Raw genomic sequence first — 18842 nt, 5'->3', positions numbered from 1 at the left:
TGAACTGGTATGCAGATTTTTTGATTAAGCAGGCTAGATTTAATTTTTTGATGTTAGCTAACCCAATCTGACCTAGCAATTATATATTACTGTTACTAAGTAACTGGTTCACTATTCATTTTTTCGTCCTTAGCCATTTTACCTGTTCGCCTGAATTGGAGATGATATAATGCAGCTACGGCAACGATAAGAATGGCAAGTGTCAGGAAAATATTGCTATATACAAAAGTTGCACTGTTTTGTGGTATCGGATTTAAGCGAATGGTCGATGTGCCCAGGTCTAGTGTCTTGCCGATAACAGCTGTTGATGTGGCCGTAGCAATAAAAGTGACCATCGAGAATAAGCCCATCCCTACGCCGATATTCTCTTGTGAGAGTGTACGTGAAACCGTGTTTGACATTGCAATTTGCATGAACGATTGACCAAGAACACCAAAAATAAGAAAGATCGCTATAAATACTGGCGACATACCAACGACTGAAGACAAAGAGAGAAAACCGATAATAAGAAGTGCAGCTGCAGTAAACACAAGGAAACGATTTCCCTTATCATCTGCTAATTTACCGCCTTGTCGACCCAAAAGCGCTGCCATTAAAGACGACGGCAGCATAACTATTCCGATGAAAACCGGTGACAAGTGGTTTACAGAAGAAAGTAGCTGAGGTGTAATGAATGGAAAGGCAAAGCCAATCCCGATCATGACGAAAGTAATAATTAGACCGAATGAAAACGGTTTGTTTCGAAATATGGCCGGGTTTATGAATGGGTTTGGAGTATAGCGTATACGTAGTACGAAAAAAATGAAAATAAAAATCCCGCCTAAGGCAAGCCAAACACTTCCGTTTGTTAAAGCCAGTAACAAAATGGCTACAGTACCGGCCAGAAGTATTCCGCCAATATAATCCATTTTTCTGGAAACTCCTTTTTCATCATCTAAATATTTCCGATACATCGGCAAAGTAAGTAATGATAAAAGCGAGATTACAAATAGTACCCGCCAGTTCCATGTACTGCTTACCACGCCGGCAATGATCGGACCAATGGCCAAACCCAATGAAAATCCGATTGCAACGGTACCTAATGCACGACCGCGCCTTTCAGATGTAAAGTAACGAACGGGTACAATCATAGAAATCGCCGGAATGACTGATGCACCAGCTGCCTGTACAATTCGCCCCACAATGACCATCCAATATTCACTAGCCACTAAGCCGATGACAGACCCAATTGCAAAAAGTAGTAGGCCAAACGTCAATAAATTCTTCAAGCTGTATCTGTCTGTCAATTTACCGTAAGTTACCGAGCCAATTGCGTACACAATCATATAGCCTGTGATGATCCAACTCGCTTGCGATGAAGAAATTTGAAATTGTTTACTGATATTAGGGAGTACAATATTAAACATGGTTGCATTCATGACGGATATGATGAGTGTAAAGACAATTAAACCAAGTAATAACTCTCCTTTATTTTTTTGAACGCTATGATTGGTTTGCATTGGAATGCCTCATTTCTATAGGATAAAACTGTATTGATGAAATAACGAACCTGTATTCCTTTGATGATAAAAGTTTCATCTGAATAAACCGACAATGTAATGTTTTAAATACTTCGCTGGCAGAGATGGTCAACGCTAATTTACTGAAAAGTCCTCAATGATGAGGACTTTTCAGTTTTTCTGGATATATTCTAAATTTCACTTTGTTTTTAATCTTGCTCCCACAGCCGCAAATGACGGTATGCTTCAAAATTATAATTGGCTGCTGGCAATTGGGGCATACATGATGATGTGGGTGATCGTTCAGCTTCACCACTTCCTCCGTACTTGACTCCGCATTGCATGGAGTACTTATTTTTCAAACCCTGTTGTGTGCAAAAAAAAATCGTAAACACGCATAAGATACTCGGAATTTTTCATATCATTCTTTCCTATGCTTCAACATCTTGGTTTACGTGATTTCCCCTGTTGCCATGAGAACTGCTCTCCCCAGCGTATGACTCAGCATGGTGAATCCAAGGAGAGCTGGCGTGGAATTAGGGGCGACACTAATATTTTCGACGTCCAGCGCATGAACGACAAAATAATATCGATGCGGACCGTGTCCCGCTGGAGGCGCTGCACCGATAAAGCGTTCAAGTCTCAAATCATTCGGTAGTTGCAAGGAGCCTTGCGGCAAACCGCTGGAATACTCGTCACCTGCGCCTGTAGGTAGCTCGGTTACGCTGGCAGGGATGTTGATAACGGCCCAGTGCCACAACCCCGATCCAGTTGGGGCGTCCGGATCATATGCAGTTACGACAAAACTCTTTGTCCCGTCGGGTGCACCCGACCACTTCAAATGGGGCGAGAGATCTTTACTTCCCTCAAGTGTTGACATCTCCGAATAATGCTGGGTCGGTAGAGGATGTCCCTCCATAATGTCATTACTCTCCAATTGAAAGATTGCTACTTCTGGCAATTTGGAAAATGGATTGTTGTTCATTGTAAATTACCTCCTTTTATTTTCATTTTCGATAATACATTAAATAATCGATTCTGTAAATAATAATCGTTTTTATAATTCACTATCGAATTTCATGTTTGTTTTTTATTGATAACGGTGTAAACTATCTACATACAATTACGTAGAATTATAATGTGTATGAAGGAAGGTGCTGCTTCATGGCCAAAAGGAATGGTTCGTCCACCTTAAGCGAGAATGTCAGGAAGAAACTACAATCCGATATTTTGACTGGACAATATGAACCGGGTTCTCCATTAAAAGTTGCGGAATTAGCTAAAGGTTTCGAAGTCTCAGTTGCTGTTGTTCGCGAAGCGTTGACGCGATTGGCGACTCAGGGTCTGGTACAGCAAAATCCTAACCACGGATTTTCAGTAAAGACGGCGTCGGAAGAAGAACTGAACAACATCATACAAGCGAGGTTAATCAATGAATCCGAAGCTTTACGCCTATCCATCTCCCATGGTGATCTCACATGGGAATCCAATGTAATTGCCGTGCATCACAAGCTATCGCAAACGGCTGAGTACAAGGAAGTGAATGAAAAGCTTGTTGTCCGCGAAGAATGGTCCGAGATTCATCGTCAATTTCATTACGAGCTTATTGCCGCATGTCCGAATCCAGTTCTCTTGGATATCTGCAGTAACCTTTGGGATTTGAGCGAATTTTATCGACATTGTTCCCCCCCGCAACAGCAAGTCCGCGATGGGCTCGCTGAACATAAGGCATTAGCAGATGCAGTTCTTAGCCGCGATGGTGAACGTGCTACACAGATCTTTAGAGCACACATCCAACTAACCGCAGAGGTCTTATTCGACAACCAATAAGTTGTTTATAAGATTCAAAAGTTTAAATCAAAACTTATCGGTACCTGGGGAATTGGATAGAGACGGAGATACTTAATATTCGCATTAGCGATTTCTTGGTTAATCTAACTATTTTCTATGGAGGTGAGGCTATTGAAAACAATCGGGGTAGGGTTCTTATATGCATGGCTCTATGCAAAGCCAGTAAAGGATATGGCAATGCTTTGCATAGAGCTTAGGGACAATCACATTGCCAACGACAAATCGTAATATTCTACTAACTGGCTTTGCACCTTATTGATTTATTAAATAAGGAGTGAGGCTCATGAAATATTCAAATGCCGAGTTTGTTTTTCCCGAAGAACTGCTACGTATCATTCAAGAATACGTTCAAGGCGAATTGATTTATATCCCCAAACCCAAAGAGGCACACCTAAAATGGGGCGAGAAAACACAAAGCAAAAGTAGGGTCTCTGCTCGAAACGCTGAGATCAAATCCTTGTTTCGCAATGGAGTCAGCATAGAGGATTTGGCGGCTCAGTATTTCTTGTCCTACGAAAGCATAAAGAAAATTGTTTATAGTAAGAACTAATGAAACCCGCTAAATGGTCGTATCGACGGTTTAGCGGGTTTTGTGCAAAGTTGGATTAAATCAACTTATACATAGAAACCGCACCTCTACATCGATAGACTCAAGTTAAGGTTGTTGGGATGAAGAATGGCCTGCTTATACGAAGGGGTGTAACGAATGAACGAAATCATGAAGAAGAAGCTGCTGGACAAAAATGAACTGCTAATTAACATGGTTATCGAACGCGCAAAAAAAGATTTTCTAGACGATATCGCCATTATTGGGATTACGGGTTCATTTAGCACCGGGGACTTTCACGAGAAGAGCGATCTTGATTTGATTATTATCAACAATACAGAAAGGGGATGGGAAATATCCGATTGTTTCATCTTGGATGACGTTGGATATGACATCTATTGCACGCCATGGGATTCAAGAATACAAGAGCAATCCACACTAGAGAGTCCCAACGTATCAAGCCTAACCGAGCTCATAATACTCTACTATGCAAAGCCTGAGGATTTGGAGAAATTGAATGACTTCAGGCAAAAAGCTCTTGATGCACTTGCAAGCCCGATAGGAGAAGCGTGTCTTAATCGAGCAAAAAAATGGATTGATCTGGCTAAGCAAGCATACAGCGATACGATGCTGAGTGAAGATATCGGTTCAGTGCGACATGCATCTGCCGACGTTCTTTACAATCTAGTCAATGCCTTGGTCAGTATGAATAACACGTGTATCAAACGAGGAATCAAGCGATATTTGGAAGAGATATGCTCGTTTCGCTATGTTCCTGATGATCTCGAATCCTTATACATGTCAGTCATCGAAGCTCATACCATTGAAGATATCCGAATAGCATCATTTCATATGTTGAATAGCGTTACAAGGTTACATAGTACGATGTGCGATAACTTCATTGTTAAACCTGCTCCTCACTTTGATAATCTGAGGGGAACATACGAAGAATTGTGGTGCAACTACTACAATAAAATCTTGAACAGTGTTACAACGAATGATGCTTCCTACGTCTTTCTTTCGGCCTTTGGAGCACAAGGGTATCTTGATGAAATGGCTGTGGAGAAGGGGATCAAGAAATTTGATCTTATGCAGTACTTTGATGCAAGTGATTTACCAGTAATGAAAGAGAAGTTCCTTGAAGTGATGGATGAATATCTAGACGAGTATGATAAGGTGGGCAGAGAAGTCAAACGCTTTACAACCTTCGAGCAACTATATAACTATTATTTAAATCATTGACCTACCTTATAAAGGGCCGTGAAGAATTAGTTTCTTTACGGTCTTTTTCATTTTGAGTTTATCTAGATGGATAACGAATCTGATGTTGAAGGTTTGTAATAAAATTCATAAAAAGTATAATAAGAGTATTACATATAAGGAGCGTGAATAGTATGCGAAAAAATACTATGACTATACAAAAGGAGAATAATATGAAAATAAAAAGGATGATAACGTTTGAAAAATATAAATATAGGGATTCTTGCGCATGTAGACGCAGGAAAGACGAGTTTAACTGAAAGATTACTTTTTGAAACGGGTATCATATCTGAAATCGGCAGTGTTGATAAAGGAAATACGCAAACAGATTCTATGGAAATGGAACGACAACGAGGAATTACCATTCAATCTGCTGTCGTTTCCTTTACGGTTAATAATGTGAAAGTGAATTTGATTGATACACCAGGTCACCCAGAATTCATCTCTGAAGTTGAGAGGGCTTTGCGAGTATTAGATGGAGTCATCCTTGTCATTTCATCTGTCGAAGGTATTCAAACTCAGACACGAGTTTTGATGAAGACACTTGCTAAATTGAAAATCCCTACAATCTTTTTTATCAATAAAATAGATCGTATGGGTGCAAGGTACGAATCGTTACTAACTGAGATCCATGATAAATTGACACCCCATGCTTTAGCATTGGGCTTTGTTAATAATATCGGTACATCAGCCGTGCATATGGAATTGTTCACGGAAAACAATCAGAAATTTATGGAGGGCCTAGCAAATCGTTTAGCTGATAATAATGAACGCTTTCTCGAACGATATCTTTACAGCGCTAAAGACCTAGCCCCCGTTGACTTTGAATTGGAGTTTCTAGAACAGTTCAAGCAAGCACAGCTTTATCCGGTGCTATTTGGTTCGGCAATTACTGGTGAGGGCATTCCCCATTTGATTACAGCCATACAGAATTGCCATTCTTCCGTTCATCATGAAAATACTTCTTTTACAAGAGGGAGAATTTTTAAAATTGAACGTGGGAAAAACGACGAAAAGATTGCTTACGTACGAGTTTTCTCTGGTGAAATCAAGATACGTGAGAGTCTTTCCTATTATCGGATGAATCAAACAGGAGAAATTATTAAATTTACCAACAAGGTCACGGGGTTGAAACACTTCTTTTCTGGAAAAACAACAGATGGAACAATTGCTGCAAGTGGAGATATCGTAAAGATTATGGGGTTAACAGACTGCCAGGTTGGCGATGATATCGGTGTTCCTTCCAATGAAACGACTGAAACTCTGTTCTCGCCGCCTAGTTTAGTAACAACGATCAAAGCCTCTGACGAAAACGAGACCATTCATTTATTCAGAGCATTGAAAAAATTAGCCGAACAGGATCCATTTATTCATATCAAACAGAATTCTCTTCAAAGGGAGCTATCTATTCATCTTTATGGTGAAATTCAAAAAGAAGTGATTCGGGATCAACTGAAAAAAGACGCTCAAATCGATATCGAATTTCTTGTGACACAGCCTATTTATATTGAAAAGCCTATCTTTACAGGGGAGGCAGTTGAGAGAATGGGAGACAAGGGAAACCCATTTTATAGTACTATAGGCTTTCGTATTGATCCGAATCCTCGTTCAACCGGTATTGAATATCATCTAGAAGTAGAGCTTGGCTCCCTACCTTTATCGTTTCATAAGGCAATTGAAGAAACCGTCTATGAGACGCTTAAGCAAGGACTATATGGTTGGGAAGTTCGCGATCTAATCGTGACACTTACGGATACCGCCTATGCAAGTGCAGTTAGTACAGCTAGTGATTTTCGAAAATTAACGCCTCTTGTGCTAATGAGAGCACTAGCTGAAGCAACTACTCAAATTTATGAACCCATTCATCGGTTCGAATTAGAGGTTCCGGCTAATTATCTAAGTAGGATTTTATTTAAACTAACTCAAGCCTCTTCAACCTATCAGGATCCGATTCAGAATGACCAGGTATTTATGATATATGGCATGATCCCGATTAAGAATATTCAGTCATTCAAGAACCAACTTCCGGGTTGGACCCAAGGTGAAGGTGTATTGCTATCCGAATTTTATGGCTATCAGTCCTTCGATGGTGAAGTGCCATCATGTACAAGATACGATCATAATCCATTAAATCGGAAGGAATATCTCTTACATGTCTTGAATTCGGTGTAAGATGATAAAGCGAGTAAAAAGCAGCGTACAAGTGGTGTACTCTGCTTTTTCTTTGATTCATTTATAAAAGAACTAGACAGTAGAGTACCTTCTACAAACGTTTAACAGTGTTATTAGCAGAGGCGGAAATTGTTATGATAGAAATCTGGAGGCGAATGAGATGCTGGAATTAGAGTTTACTACTATAGAGGAGTGGGATGAAGCATTGTGGGCGCGGATGGAGCGAATCTATCACGAGGCTTTTCAAAGCGGTGCTAAGACAAAAGCGATTCTGCGCAGTATGCTTGACCGGGGGATTGGTTATTTACACACGGGCGTGCATCATGGAGAAGTGGTTGCGATGGCTGTTACTGGACTGGAGGGGCAGGCTGCGGACCGCATCCTGATCATCGATTACCTCGCGGTTGAACAGAAGCTGCGCGGATTGGGCATAGGGACCTGGATGCTAGAGCAGCTCAGAGCCTGGGCGTTAAGGGAACACGGGATCAAAGGTATGATTATCGAGGCGGAGTCCGGGACAACGGAGGCTCATCAGGAACGCATTCAGTTCTGGCAACGTAACGGGTTCATCCTGACCTCCTATGTCCATCAATATAGAATGGTGCCAGAGCCGTATCAGGCAATGATGTTTCCGCTGGATAGAAGCACGCATGTGCCTGATGATGGTGAGGCACTGTTTCGATACATCAATGCTTTTCACAAGGTTGCTTACCGGAAGAGTTAGACCGCATTCAAGAGACCTGGAGGAAATTTCCTTAGAGATTAGGAAGTAAAATGATCAGTTATTGACTGCATGGTCAATAACTGATATATTAATCCCATGAGCAGACCAAGAGAATTTGATGTCGATCGTGTATTACACCAGTCTATGGAAGTGTTCTGGAATCAAGGCTTCAAAGCAACTTCTTATGAGGACCTTACGCGTACTACAGGAGTCAAAAAGCAAAGTTTGTACTGTGTTTTTAAAGACAAGCGATCGTTGTTCCTGAAGGCGCTGGAACTTTACCGTGAACAGGTTATAGCGAAACTGAAGGAGATTGAAGCCCTGGATTCGTCTCCCGGTGATAAACTGGATGCCTTACGATATTCCCTTTTAGACGATGAAACTGGCTGCCAAGGGTGTCTAATTGTGAATGCATCACTCGAATTCGGAACAGATGACGAGCAGGTTACACGCGAAGCTGAGCTCATGGTAGAAGAGGTTCAACTGGTATTAGAGAAGATCATAAGTAGTGGCCAGAAACAACAGTTAATTTCCAACCGGTATACGAGTATAGAGCTTGCATCTTATCTAAATAACACCATTCTTGGTGTGAGAGTTATGGAGAAATCAGGTTCATCCCGTGAACAGATCGAGACGGTTCTGCGTACTTCATTTGGCATGATCATGTCTTGATCTTTTTTTGTGTAATTCTTGACTGCGAAGTCAAAAATAATTGAAGGTGGATTAATACACCATGAATCCTTGAAGGAGGTGGGGCTGTTCGATAAAAATCGTGTATTGATTCATTTGGAAGTAACGTCTAGCTGTTAACCAGGCTGGTTGCTGTTTAGCATCTCCTAGGTCAACTTATATAAAACAAAATATGTGGAGGTTATTATGAATTATTCTCAATCCGTAGAAGCATTGTTCCAACCCGTAGAGTTAGGTCACTTGAAGCTATCCAATCGGATCGTGATGGCGCCAATGACGCGTCAATTTTCTCCGGACGGTATCCCGGGTTCAAATGTTGCGGGCTATTATCGCCGCAGAGCAGAGAATGCAGTGGGGCTTATTGTGACGGAAGGGACGATAATTAATCACCCGGATGCATCCAATCAAGCCAATGTGCCGCACTTTTATGGCGAAGCTGCAATGAATGGTTGGGCACATGTTGTATCTGAAGTACATGAAGCTGGCGGTCGAATTATTCCACAGATCTGGCATATGGGAGCCAAAGGTCATGTTAATGATTATTCGGAAGCTGAGATTGCTACAATTGTTCAGGAATTCGGAAAAGCTGCCTCAGAAGCGAAACGCGTTGGGTTCGATGGTGTTGAAATCCATGGAGCACACGGCTACCTTATCGACCAATTCCTATATGAGAAAACCAACTCTCGTACGGATCGTTACGGTGGAGATATGATGGCTCGCACACGTTTTGCAGTTGAAGTGATTGAGGCTTGCCGTGAAGTAGTGGGACCGGACTTCCCGATTGTACTGCGTTTATCTCAGTGGAAGACAGATGATTATCAGGCTAAATTGGCTGAAACACCGGCATTACTGGAGCAGCTTCTCGCACCTTTGGTTCAAGCTGGAGTCGATATCTTCCACTGTTCCACACGACGTTTCTGGGAGCCGGAATTCGAAGGTTCTGATCTGAATTTTGCTGGATGGACCAAAAAACTGACTGGAAAACCGACAATCACCGTTGGTTCGATTGGTCTTGATGGTGACTTTACAAGTCTGTTCACAGAAGGTAAAGGTGCAAGTAACGTCGGTATCGATGGATTGGTACAACGACTTCAGAATAATGAGTTTGATTTGGTTGCTGTAGGGCGTGCTCTTCTAGTCGACCCTGAATGGGCTAAGAAAATTCAAGAAGGACGTACCGATGATCTGCTTCCATTTACAAGAGAGGCGATGACCGTACTTACTTAATTGCAATTATATTCATTAGGAATATGTATGTTATATAGAAAAGCAGTGACAGACCAACGAAGCGGATGGACTGATCACATAACGTGAGACAAATAAAACACCTTCAAGAGAATGAAACCTTGTCGTAAGATAGGGAGATCATCTTGGAGGTGTTTTTTAATGAAAACCTCAGAGTGAGTTATCCGGTGGAATTAAAGATGAAAGCCATAGAAATGAAATGGCAAACAGAGATGTTGCGGGACAAAAACATTGTTCCATACAAAGTCGCTATTATAGCGGCTTTTTTGTTTTAAGAAATCAAGTTCTTGTCCCAAGCTGAGGACAAGAACAATGTGTCATTTCGGATTAGGTTATTATCTAAATAGAACTCGATGGAGATCATGTGACTAGATAAAAGCATACGATTATCAGACTTCGCTTGAATAACGATTTTTTCATTTCAGGAACTAGGTTTTTTCGACCAAAGCCAAAGAACTAGTTCATTGTTGAAAAGGTTAAGAACATGGTATTAATGTTAATAAGATTCTTCATCTGTTTCATGAAGCTAACGGGTAGGTTAGTTGAATAAAAGGAAGTTTCTAGGGTGTTCTTGATCTTGCTTAAATTTTTTGTGATATTTTAGTTTAGTAGAAAATTTACTTTGCGATAGAAAATCAATTGCTTAAGTCTTTCACCATTAAATCAGATGATAACTCGAAGGTTGTTGATATGCTTATCCGTATAGAAAGGAGACTGTGTTTGATATTTGATATAAAGTCACCATTTTATTTATCTGAATAAGTTCCTGTCTCGAAACGAGGATGGGAACTTATTCAGATTAACGATTGAAGGTACCTAAATCAAAACCTCCCAAGTTTACTACTCCTGGATATGGAAAAATCATTAGTGCTTGGACGGTCGTAACGCAAGTCTATAAAAATCTGCCCAACCATAAGCGTTTGTTTGCATTCCTATTAAACGATTGTCATAGTAAGTAAACTGATCTAGATGGTACAAAAAGGATATAGCCAATTTATCTTTAAGCCATTGTTCTGTTTCCTGAGTCATTCGGATCCGTTTGTTTGCTTCAAGCTCATTTTCGATCTTGCGTAATCTTATGATTAGATGTTCATAAATCTCAGGGGATAGATGCCTACGTATGACGTGACGATCGTCAAACATAAGACGTAAGAAAGAAATTACCGAATTATCATTAACAACAGCGTTAGCTAATACAAGATCCGCGGCATCGATAATCTCCGGACGAATAAAATCTTCATAATCTCGAACCTCCACGTTAATCTTTATTCCATATTCAGCGCATTGTTCGCTAAACCAGCGAGCATTTCGCTCCAAGGAATCACCCAGTATATGATAAGTCAGAATTGATAGTGGTTGCTCTGGATGAAAGGGAGGTGCATTAAGAGGATCTGGTTCAGTATTAAAATAGCTGGGGCCATCATTCATATATTCACGCTTTAACATTTGTTCGGTTATTATGCTCCAATTGGGAAAAAAACTGTACGCAGGGGAATAGGTATGATTATTGAGACCAACATTCATGCGGTGTGGGTTGGCCGCACGACAAAGCCAATGTCGAAAATCGTTAGATTCCAAAGGTCCCGGCTTGTTCAGTTGAAATGTCATATATGTGCATCCCGTTTCTACTTGTTTAATATCAGGCGGATGATTGTTCCGTGTGTGAAGTTGAAAAGGGTGAATATAAGGGAGGGTTTCTCCTGCTATTTCCTTTAGCGGCAATGGACGATAACGTGTCTCTGCTATGATCCACAGTTCAATCCGGTCGAGTTGAGCTCGTCCCGAGAAATAAGAAGGAAAGGCCTCGAGAACAATTTGGGAGTTATCATTCTCAATCACTCGGAACGGTCCACTTCCAATTGGAAGACGTGCAAAATCCCCAAGCATACGTTCTGCGGAAGAAAGGGGGAGGATCGAAGCCCGCGGAGAAGCGAGCAGTTGTAATAAAAGATGATAAGGTCGTTTAAGTCTAAATTCAACACAGTAAGGGCCCTGCGCTTGGATATTATCCAATGGAAGCTCAGTCCATTCCGTTCGTCCAAAATCTGTAGACGTTAAACGTTTAATTGTATAGACAATATCCTTCGCATGCAGTTCAGTATTATCGTGAAAAAGTACCCCTTTACGTATGTAAAAAGTCCATATACATCCAGTTTCGTCAGTCTCCCAGTAATAAGCCAAATGAGGGAGGACTCCGCTGTTGTCATCCTCGGTAAGAAGCGTATCAAAGAGTTGGCGAGCCATATGCCACTCCGTGCGCCGAAGTGTGAAAATCGGATCTAAATTAGTCATACTACGGTAAAAGGGTAGACGCAGCGTATCAAGTTGATAATTCTCATTCTTATCTACTCGGTAACCATACTGTCCTTCCAGCCATTGTACAAAACGACCACGTATTGCATCGTCTACGTCATGCTCTTCAAGAAATCTTATTCCATCATGAAATCTTCCTTTATTCGTTGCTTCCTGGGCAAGTGCAAGTGCTACCTCGGCTTCCGAAGTTAATATAGTCAACGTTGAGCGATTACCTCGTCCGCGACCTGGGGACCATGCGATCCACCCAGCCGCACACAAACGACGGATGATCCACTTTACATTTCGTGGTGTACAGTTCCATACTGTGCCGAGCTCCTGTAATGTCGTCTTCTGTGAAATTTGCGCTTCGAGCTTACCAAATAAGTTCTTGAGATTGAAGAAATGTTCCGATAACTGCAAAAGATTCACCTCCACAATAAAAAGGGGAAGTTTCCAATTAAAAAGTATACTCTTTTTATTTCCCTTTTTTTAACTACAATCATAACATACGAACTATAAGTGTAGCTAAATAGGAGGAGAACGTTATGGAAATTGTCTTAGCCACTTGGAACACGAGGAAAATAAAATGGCTTAAGGAAGGACTAATGGAATTACCGATCCAAACCAGGGCGTTATTTTCAGGTGAAGTGAACGAAGTTGACGAGACCGGAGTAACTTTTGAAGAAAACGCGCTTTTGAAGGCCAGTGCAGTACAGCTAGCATCGAATAGGATAGTAGTTGCGGAAGACTCAGGGTTATGTGTAAGTGTTTTGGATGGAGAGCCTGGTGTTCGTACTGCCCGGTGGGCTCCAGGTACAGATGATGATCGAAGTTTAAAATTGCTTGAAAAATTAAAACATGTACATAACCCTCCACTTCGTGACGCACGATTTATGAGTGTAATCGTAATCCGTTTCCCGGATGGTAGTAGTTCAGTTACATATGGAAAGTTAGAAGGAAGAATTGCGTTCAGTCCACGTGGTGAGCTAGCGAGTGGTTATTCTCGCATTTTTGAGTTGCCTAGCGGTTTAACCATTGCTGAAAAAGGATCACCCACTATTGAAATTAATGATCATCATCGGCAGGCTTTAGCAAAGGCAACGGAGTGTATCAAAGAATGGCTCATTTCTCACGAAGCAAGAGGTGTCTCTATTGACTAAGGAAGACTCAAGTCGTGTAGGTACAGTCAAAGATCGTTATTTTCTCGCCATTGGTGCAGCCGTATTGGTCACTTTGCTCTGGTCGACTTCTTATATCTTGAATAAGTTTGCGTTTCAGCATAATATTGGACCTTTTACATTAGCTGGATTACGATACACTGTTTCTGCAATTACATTGCTGCTAATTCGGTTGATTCTGGTGAATCGAACTATGATCATGCCAAAACCGGATACTCAAAAGGGAAATGCACGTATCAAATTACGACCCTATTATTTGGTTATTCTTGGAGTAACCGGATATCTAATGGCACAGGGACTACAGTACGCTGGCCAAATGTTTATAACACCAACACAAACGAGTATGATACTCTCCGTTGGTAATACTGCAGCTTTACTTATACTCGACGTTTTTTGGCTTAGAGAGTTACGTGGTCGCTCATCATTTATAGGTATAATGGCTGCACTTGCTGGAATTGTTGTTTTCTATTTCCCTTGGGATTTTGGGAAAAGCCATTTTAGCGGAATTGTATTAATACTTGCTTCTTGTGCTGGATATGCTATCCATTTGGCCTTTACGAGGCACTTACTAAAAAACGGCAGAGCAAAGCCGGGAGATCTTGTTCTCATTCCTATGTCGATTGGTGCCTTTGGTATGTTAATAATAGGACTATTATTTGAAGGGTTACCGAGCTTCTCTTGGCCACTTATCGGTATTCTACTTTGGCTGGGGATCATAAATGGTTCATTTGCATTCTCCTTATGGACTTGGAGTCAAAAGCACTTAAGAGCCTATGAAAATAGTCTGATCAACAATTTGATGCTATTGGAGGTCACTGTATTAGATGTTCTCTTCTTACATCGTAATTTATCATTTGTTGAGGTGCTGGGGCTACTGATGGCAGGGTTGGCTATAGTATTTGTGCAAATATACTCGCATTTAAAACGGCTTACTCAGTAACTGATAGTACTAACTAAACTGTTAAAAGTGTTTCAATTAATAAGACATAACACAACCTAAAATCAACACCGTTCAATAAACTAGGTTTGTTAGCACCTGAAACAACGGGAAAACGTTAGCTTAATAAAACCAAGAAAGCAGCTGACCAATGTGATCTGCTGCTTTTTATTCAACTAACGGATAGAATAGTTGAATTGTGGTGGCCCCACATCGGCACGCAAAAATCTAGGCTGCCCTCAGCGAGGTGTACGTGGGGTTGCCTAGTTTTGTTGTGGTTATAAGCTGTAATCGATGTCTTCGTAAGCGCCTGTGAGGGCGTTTATGTATACGTGAGAAACGCCTTCGATTCCAGTGACAGAAAATGCGTATACAAGCTTGCTGTTGTGGATCTCCAGCTTTGGCTTACCCGAGACGTTTACTTTTGGTCCGAGCTTCTCAAAGGCTTGCTTCGCTGTCAGTTTCGGGTGAAGTGGAAAGGTTTTATTGTAATTGTAAAAATAATTATACGCATCAAAGCTCTTTAACGCACCAGTACGGCGATCAAACTCCCATAAAACTTGCATCTGCGGAATGGAAACTTGCTCCCGAACCGGAATATAAGTGATATGAATTGAGGTGTTTTTTATTTCTTTTGCTACTATTGTCAGACGTTCGTCAGACCAACGCGCCATCCAGGTGTCTGCTACCGAGATAGCCTGCTTTAAGTCCATCGATTGCTCCACAGCTTCTTCTTCGGAGGTCGAGGCGTCGCGTGTCACTTGGAGCACGTGTCCGCTTTTACTCAGTGTTGCAATATAGGTGCTGGTTGGTTTTCCAGCGGTGTCTGATAACTTGAAATCCATGACTTCTCCTAATTGGGGGCTGCTCCCGCCTGAGACCATGTTGACGATTTGCTTACCTGCTCCTGTATTCCAAGCTTCGCCCATAAAGATTTTCGCTTTGGCCGCAAGCTCCGTAGCCTTATAAGTGGTTTCACCGGCGAAAACGGTTCCTGGCTTCGGAGGTGCGTAAGGATTCTGATTGTACAGGAACTCGTTAAAGGCTTTATTGCCGTACGTGGACACCGAGTCGAGTTGAGACAAGGCCTCTTCCATTTCGGTCGAGATCCGTTCTATATCCGATAAAGAGGTGCCGTCACCTTTCTCTCTCATCAGATCGAGATACGGTAGGGCGGTCCTCGCGAACTTTCTCAGACGCTGAATTTGTTCTAATTGATTCTGGTTGAGCGAAATTTCCTTCTCGCTGGCGGGATAGGCCAAGTAGCGACTGCCGTTCGTGATAAAAGATTCATACGCTGGCCAAGATTGAATGTTCGTTGTAGCGGATGCACTCCTTATTAATTGCAATATAAGATTGGCATTTTCAATCGCAGATTGAAGTGCTGCTTGCCGATCTGCAAACGTAGGTGCCGCAAGGGACTCCGCAAGCGCATAGTCGAAATTGCCCAAGTAGATCGATTGCATATGCGACGAGTATTGCGTATTGCGCTGTTGTTGCTGCTCCCATTGTCGATTATCCTGATGCTCCGTATAACTGAAATACGTGCCCGCTAGTGTCGTCGCGCAAAGCAGACCAATGATGGATTTAGTGAGAACGTTCATGTCTATTAAAACTCCCATCTTTGTCTTGATAATGCTTATCCACTTTAACAAAGAAGAGAACACAGTTTAATAAGTAAATATTACCAATGAAAATCGCTAGCCAGTTCTCTGATCAAGTTGTCAGTTACCAAATGAAAATCAATTGAGCAGATGAAGGATCAGTCTTCTTCCATGTTGCATTCAAATACAACTTTGATGAGCGCAGTTCATCCAGCAGCATTGAGTATTAACTTTTAAATAAAAAGAACCGTTCTTTAATAAATGCAAATGTCCTTATCAACATGAAAATGCTAAATAAGAAATGCAATCGATGATCCTTAAACCGAGAAGTGGGGATTTACACGGCAATCAGTACAAGAAGTAAAATAAAAAGACCGCTCATCCGATACTCGGGTGAACGGTCTTTAAGGGTTATTGTCGCGGCGCACAAACATTATTCCTTTCAAAGTCGCTATTATAGCAGTTTTTTTGTTTTAAGGAATCAAGTTCTTGTCCCAAGGTGAGGACAAGAACATTGTGTCATTTCGGTTTAGTTAATTATCTAAATAGTATCATGATGTAGATCATCTGGCGAGATAAAAGCACAGGAGTGCGGTTTCGATCTCTTGAATGGATGCTTTATAGTCCATTAAATTCCCCTGCCTGTCTGAATCATTGTCTATATTACTTCGACAAGTAGCCACGAAATCCTTCCCTAAAGAAACAACGTTAGATCATCTATATTGAATGCGAATTACATAATGATTTTAGAATAAAAAGTTTCAAGTTTTAAAGTTGATGTATCATATAATTGTTGTATCTATGATTATAATATTAACAATGCTACACAGAGTATTAATGCAGGGAATTGAAGCAAGAGAGTGTTCTGGATAATTCGTTTCCGTTACTTGAGAACGGCTCAAACGCGAACCAGAAGTGCTTGCTTCCAATTGAACGGTTTTACTATGTAGGAATCTGAATTCCGGATGGGAGAAGGGAAGGATGTTTGCATGAACAGCAAGGAAACCAACGGTGCTTCGTACGAAAGTGTGACAGATCAGCAGCTTCAAGATCAGTTGAAATATTATAAAGAACGAGCTCCAGAGTATGATGACTGGTGGTACCGTCGAGGCACATTTAATCAAGGAGACGAAGCTAACCAAATCTGGTTCGATGAGATCAGTACGATTAAGAATGCTTTTAAAGCTGAACATTTTCATGGTGACTTTCTTGAACTTGCGGCGGGGACTGGCACTTGGAGTAGTCTGTTCTTAAAAGAAGCCCTTATATTGACCCTTGTAGACGGTTCCGAAGAAATGCTTTCGCATAATCCGGTAGTATCTGAACCCAATGTAAGAACGATCATTGCAGATCTTTTCAGTTGGTCTCCGGATCAGTTATACGATTCAGTTGCTTTTACTTTTTGGATATCTCATTTACCCAGAGAGAGACTGGCGAGCTTCTTCACCATGGTATCACGCTGTTTGAAGCCCGGAGGGAAAATGTTCTTTATCGATGATCGAGAAGTAGCAGGAACCCGTGAGTCTCATGTAGTGGGGACATCTGGGCAAACGATGGTTCGGAAGCTTAATAATGGTGATCATGCTACTATAGTGAAGAATTTCTTTGGCGATAAAGAGATTGAGCAAATTGCTGCTAGTGCGGGAATTGAATTGCATGTCCATTGCACCCCTAAGTACTTTCAGTATGGGATAGGGTCCAAAACTGTCTAGAGCAGCACAATATAGATAACACTAAATGTTCGGTTGAAATAAAGAATTGGACTGATCAATTAAAAGAAGCAGCGGCGGACCAAGACTTGATAAATAAAGTCTTAGACTGCCGCTGTTGTCGTTTTGACTAACGTTCTCCGTTAGCGCGGAATGAGGAATAGTCTGGCAACTTTCCACGTAATTGGAGCTGTATACATAAAGGGTAAGTGTCGAAGGACAAGAATATATTCCCATTAAAGTCGCTATTATAGCGGCTTTTTTGTTTTATCGGTACAAGTTTTTGTCCTTGACTTGGGACAAGAACTTGGTCCTATTGCTGATTAGGGTTATATCTAATCATTAGTTTGCCTGTCAATTCATTAAACTAACGGGCAGGATTGTTCAATAACTTCGCGAATACTTTAAAATGGATAATTCATGAAGTTCAGTATTAGCTGAAAGATACGCAAAAATAAAATGATGAAAGGTGGATTCTATTGAAGCCAGGGATTATAGTTCTTCTTAATGGTACTTCAAGTTCTGGAAAGACAAGCATATCTAATGAATTATTAACTCAAAGTGATATCCCATTTCAACATTTATCATTTGATAATTTTATTAATGGACTATTTCATAGTTATAAAGATTTCATTAATAGCACATATCCGAGTATGGAAGCAAATGGTGCAGAGGATGGACAAGTAGTAAATCAAATTCTTGCAGATCCGTTGATTTCATTATACTACTCGACAATAAAACTATTTTCTGCGATGGGAAACAACGTAATTGTAGATTCTGTTATAGGTAATGACAAATGGTTCAATACTTGTATTGAATTATTATCAGATCACTCTGTCATATTCGTAGAAGTTAAATGTTCAAAGGAAGAACTTGCTAGAAGAGAACAACTTAGAGGAGACAGGGAGATTGGTTTAGCAAATTCACAATACGATAACGTGTATTGCTTTAATGAATATGATCTTGAATTTAATACTGAAATAATGAGATCGAGTGAGTGTGCCAATGAGATATTAAATTTTATAAGATCTAATAAAGAATACACTGCTTTTAAGAAGTTGATTAAGGGGGAAAGTGTAAGTAAGTAGTTCAAAGAAGGCGTATCCATCAGCTAACATCATATTCACGCTT

At 40.9% G+C, this 18842-nt stretch carries 15 protein-coding genes; 11 read left to right on the top strand and 4 right to left on the bottom strand.

Going from position 1 to position 18842, the window contains the following annotated elements:
• Positions 1 to 95: 95 nt before the first annotated feature.
• Together AC4PM4_RS04835 and AC4PM4_RS04830 are read right to left on the bottom strand one after the other, a co-directional pair.
• Positions 96 to 1499 carry an MFS transporter gene (locus AC4PM4_RS04835; RefSeq protein ID WP_491612876.1) on the bottom strand — a complete coding sequence of 468 codons (1404 nt, stop codon included), beginning with the start codon at positions 1497 to 1499 and terminating at the stop codon, positions 96 to 98.
• Between the two features lie 451 nt (positions 1500 to 1950).
• Complete coding sequence (locus AC4PM4_RS04830) at positions 1951 to 2484, bottom strand: YbhB/YbcL family Raf kinase inhibitor-like protein (RefSeq protein ID WP_491612875.1); 534 nt, start codon at positions 2482 to 2484, stop codon at positions 1951 to 1953.
• 179 nt (positions 2485 to 2663) lie between these two features.
• On the opposite strand from AC4PM4_RS04830, the gene AC4PM4_RS04825 reads away from it, so the two are divergent.
• From AC4PM4_RS04825 to AC4PM4_RS04795, 7 genes are all read left to right on the top strand, one after another.
• Complete coding sequence (locus AC4PM4_RS04825; protein ID WP_491612874.1) at positions 2664 to 3329, top strand: GntR family transcriptional regulator; 666 nt, start codon at positions 2664 to 2666, stop codon at positions 3327 to 3329.
• A gap of 304 nt (positions 3330 to 3633) precedes the next feature.
• Complete coding sequence (locus AC4PM4_RS04820; protein ID WP_064637866.1) at positions 3634 to 3900, top strand: CD3324 family protein; 267 nt, start codon at positions 3634 to 3636, stop codon at positions 3898 to 3900.
• A gap of 168 nt (positions 3901 to 4068) precedes the next feature.
• Positions 4069 to 5139, top strand: coding sequence for a nucleotidyltransferase domain-containing protein (locus AC4PM4_RS04815; protein ID WP_491612873.1), 1071 nt, complete (start codon positions 4069 to 4071; stop codon positions 5137 to 5139).
• Between the two features lie 216 nt (positions 5140 to 5355).
• The gene (locus tag AC4PM4_RS04810; RefSeq protein WP_491612872.1) at positions 5356 to 7329 is read left to right on the top strand and encodes a GTP-binding protein; all 1974 of its coding nucleotides are present in this window, start codon (positions 5356 to 5358) and stop codon (positions 7327 to 7329) included.
• Positions 7330 to 7489: 160 nt separating this feature from the next.
• Complete coding sequence (locus AC4PM4_RS04805) at positions 7490 to 8053, top strand: GNAT family N-acetyltransferase (protein ID WP_465116711.1); 564 nt, start codon at positions 7490 to 7492, stop codon at positions 8051 to 8053.
• Positions 8054 to 8149: 96 nt separating this feature from the next.
• Positions 8150 to 8725 (top strand): TetR/AcrR family transcriptional regulator, encoded by a 576-nt coding sequence (locus AC4PM4_RS04800; protein WP_491612871.1) that lies wholly within the window; start codon positions 8150 to 8152, stop codon positions 8723 to 8725.
• Positions 8726 to 8929: 204 nt separating this feature from the next.
• Positions 8930 to 9970 (top strand): NADH:flavin oxidoreductase, encoded by a 1041-nt coding sequence (locus AC4PM4_RS04795; protein ID WP_491612870.1) that lies wholly within the window; start codon positions 8930 to 8932, stop codon positions 9968 to 9970.
• Positions 9971 to 10852: 882 nt separating this feature from the next.
• Here the strand turns inward: AC4PM4_RS04795 and AC4PM4_RS04790 are convergent.
• Positions 10853 to 12703 carry an ABC transporter substrate-binding protein gene (locus AC4PM4_RS04790; protein ID WP_143806489.1) on the bottom strand — a complete coding sequence of 617 codons (1851 nt, stop codon included), beginning with the start codon at positions 12701 to 12703 and terminating at the stop codon, positions 10853 to 10855.
• 125 nt (positions 12704 to 12828) lie between these two features.
• On the opposite strand from AC4PM4_RS04790, the gene AC4PM4_RS04785 reads away from it, so the two are divergent.
• Together AC4PM4_RS04785 and AC4PM4_RS04780 are read left to right on the top strand one after the other, a co-directional pair.
• The gene (locus AC4PM4_RS04785) at positions 12829 to 13443 is read left to right on the top strand and encodes a non-canonical purine NTP pyrophosphatase (protein ID WP_079693634.1); all 615 of its coding nucleotides are present in this window, start codon (positions 12829 to 12831) and stop codon (positions 13441 to 13443) included.
• A complete protein-coding gene (locus AC4PM4_RS04780) occupies positions 13436 to 14401 on the top strand; it encodes a DMT family transporter (protein WP_244552084.1) in 966 nt (321 codons plus the stop codon). Before AC4PM4_RS04785 ends, AC4PM4_RS04780 begins: the two co-directional genes overlap by 8 nt.
• Positions 14402 to 14676: 275 nt before the next feature.
• Here the strand turns inward: AC4PM4_RS04780 and AC4PM4_RS04775 are convergent, their stop codons facing one another.
• Positions 14677 to 16002: a hypothetical protein gene (locus AC4PM4_RS04775; protein ID WP_491612869.1), complete on the bottom strand. Its 1326-nt coding sequence runs from the start codon at positions 16000 to 16002 to the stop codon at positions 14677 to 14679.
• Between the two features lie 989 nt (positions 16003 to 16991).
• Between AC4PM4_RS04775 and AC4PM4_RS04770 the strand changes: the two genes are divergently transcribed.
• Both AC4PM4_RS04770 and AC4PM4_RS04765 read left to right on the top strand, forming a co-directional pair.
• Positions 16992 to 17714 carry a class I SAM-dependent methyltransferase gene (locus tag AC4PM4_RS04770; RefSeq protein WP_161490639.1) on the top strand — a complete coding sequence of 241 codons (723 nt, stop codon included), beginning with the start codon at positions 16992 to 16994 and terminating at the stop codon, positions 17712 to 17714.
• A 476-nt stretch (positions 17715 to 18190) separates the two neighbouring features.
• Positions 18191 to 18799, top strand: a complete 609-nt coding sequence (locus AC4PM4_RS04765; RefSeq protein WP_079693631.1) for a chloramphenicol phosphotransferase CPT family protein — start codon at positions 18191 to 18193, stop codon at positions 18797 to 18799.
• Positions 18800 to 18842 lie beyond the last annotated feature (43 nt).

This window comes from Paenibacillus sp. MDV22-iso6, assembly GCF_058408365.1.
This window is presented reverse-complemented; position numbering and strand designations above follow the sequence as displayed.

What these genes read in the sequence shown, in the direction of transcription:
- AC4PM4_RS04785 (WP_079693634.1), top strand. Translation starts at nt 12,829, where the DNA reads ATGGAAATTGTCTTAGCCACTTGGAACACGAGGAAAATAAAATGGCTT.
- AC4PM4_RS04830 (WP_491612875.1), bottom strand. Translation starts at nt 2,484, where the DNA reads ATGAACAACAATCCATTTTCCAAATTGCCAGAAGTAGCAATCTTTCAA.
- AC4PM4_RS04775 (WP_491612869.1), bottom strand. Translation starts at nt 16,002, where the DNA reads ATGAACGTTCTCACTAAATCCATCATTGGTCTGCTTTGCGCGACGACA.
- AC4PM4_RS04805 (WP_465116711.1), top strand. Translation starts at nt 7,490, where the DNA reads ATGCTGGAATTAGAGTTTACTACTATAGAGGAGTGGGATGAAGCATTG.
- AC4PM4_RS04815 (WP_491612873.1), top strand. Translation starts at nt 4,069, where the DNA reads ATGAAGAAGAAGCTGCTGGACAAAAATGAACTGCTAATTAACATGGTT.
- AC4PM4_RS04800 (WP_491612871.1), top strand. Translation starts at nt 8,150, where the DNA reads ATGAGCAGACCAAGAGAATTTGATGTCGATCGTGTATTACACCAGTCT.
- AC4PM4_RS04770 (WP_161490639.1), top strand. Translation starts at nt 16,992, where the DNA reads ATGAACAGCAAGGAAACCAACGGTGCTTCGTACGAAAGTGTGACAGAT.
- AC4PM4_RS04795 (WP_491612870.1), top strand. Translation starts at nt 8,930, where the DNA reads ATGAATTATTCTCAATCCGTAGAAGCATTGTTCCAACCCGTAGAGTTA.
- AC4PM4_RS04835 (WP_491612876.1), bottom strand. Translation starts at nt 1,499, where the DNA reads ATGCAAACCAATCATAGCGTTCAAAAAAATAAAGGAGAGTTATTACTT.
- AC4PM4_RS04825 (WP_491612874.1), top strand. Translation starts at nt 2,664, where the DNA reads ATGGCCAAAAGGAATGGTTCGTCCACCTTAAGCGAGAATGTCAGGAAG.
- AC4PM4_RS04820 (WP_064637866.1), top strand. Translation starts at nt 3,634, where the DNA reads ATGAAATATTCAAATGCCGAGTTTGTTTTTCCCGAAGAACTGCTACGT.